Here is a 990-nt window from a genome sequence, read left to right on the forward strand (position 1 = left end):
ACATCAGCAGCATCGGAACTTAATCCGCATGCCGAGCTCGATCGCCGTCGTCAGGGCGGCTTCGCTCGCGCCCGGCAAAAATGCCGATACTTGCGATGCGCCACTCTCGAGGGCCAGGCGTAGCGCAGTCCTGAAGGCGATGGCTACGGCGCTGGACTGCAGGACGCGACCGGCCCGATATGGCTGCCGGTATCGACGTAAACGTAGCCCGCCCAATCATCTCCGTCGTAGAGGCCGAAGCCTCGCGTCCGGCTGTCGTTGATGAGATAGCGATGGTGTTTTTCCACGGGATGCACCAAGCACCCGCTCGTCCGCCTGCAAAAGGCGAGCCACGCTCGAAGCGCTTGCGTCGAGCGGAACGTATTTGAATTGCGGCCCGTTCAGGGCGCGCTGGTGCTCGAGGCTCCGCACCACTCCTTCCGGCTATATGAGATTCTTATAACTTCGCCATCGCGCTTATCTCGAAAACTTATGGCCCTGGTGGCACTTCAGCATGGTCAAGAGGACCCGATTGGCGCCGTGGAAAATGCGTTCGCTTCTCTCCACGAGCTCCGCCGGGTCCCGACAAAGTGTTGCTCCCGACATAGGGCGCAGCGAGGAGCATTCCATGATGGACATTCTGCTGCTGGCGCTGGGCTTCGGCTTCTTCGCGCTTGCGATCGGCTACACCTACGTCTGCGAGCGGCTTTGAGGGAGCGGACCATGATCTTCGATTATTCGCTCGCCGGTGCCGTCTCGCTTGGCCTGCTGTTCTACCTCACTTACGCGCTGCTGCGGCCCGAGCGATTCTGACCGTGCTCCTGAAGCCTGAAGGGTTGATTCCATGACTGTGATCGGTTGGCTCCAGATCATTCTCTTCTGCGTCGTTATCGTCGCGCTCACAAAGCCTCTCGGCTGGTACATGACGCGCGTGTTCAATGGCGAGCGGACGTTCTCGTCGCCGGTGTTGCGCCCGATCGAGGCCGGCATCTACTGGTTCTCCGGCGTCGA

Annotated in this window: 4 protein-coding genes; 3 read left to right on the top strand and 1 reads right to left on the bottom strand. The window is 60.6% G+C overall.

Features of this window, described 5'->3' with window-relative positions; genetic code table 11:
* Nucleotides 1–143: 143 nt before the first annotated feature.
* A complete protein-coding gene (locus IVB47_RS19170; RefSeq protein ID WP_247463331.1) occupies nt 144–287 on the bottom strand; it encodes a hypothetical protein in 144 nt (47 codons plus the stop codon).
* Between the two features lie 239 nt (nt 288–526).
* Here IVB47_RS19170 and IVB47_RS19175 point away from each other — a divergent pair, with 239 nt between their 5' ends.
* The 3 genes from IVB47_RS19175 to IVB47_RS19185 form a co-directional block, all read left to right on the top strand.
* The gene (locus IVB47_RS19175) at nt 527–691 is read left to right on the top strand and encodes a hypothetical protein (protein WP_247463333.1); all 165 of its coding nucleotides are present in this window, start codon (nt 527–529) and stop codon (nt 689–691) included.
* A gap of 11 nt (nt 692–702) precedes the next feature.
* Nucleotides 703–792 (top strand): K(+)-transporting ATPase subunit F, encoded by a 90-nt coding sequence (locus tag IVB47_RS19180; RefSeq protein WP_018454042.1) that lies wholly within the window; start codon nt 703–705, stop codon nt 790–792.
* A 31-nt stretch (nt 793–823) separates the two neighbouring features.
* Nucleotides 824–990 (top strand): potassium-transporting ATPase subunit KdpA (locus IVB47_RS19185; protein ID WP_247464032.1); only part of this gene is annotated, 167 nt, incomplete at its 3' end.

Origin of the sequence: Bradyrhizobium sp. 62, assembly GCF_023073035.1 — a bacterium.
Taxonomy (GTDB): Bacteria; Pseudomonadota; Alphaproteobacteria; order Rhizobiales; family Xanthobacteraceae; genus Bradyrhizobium.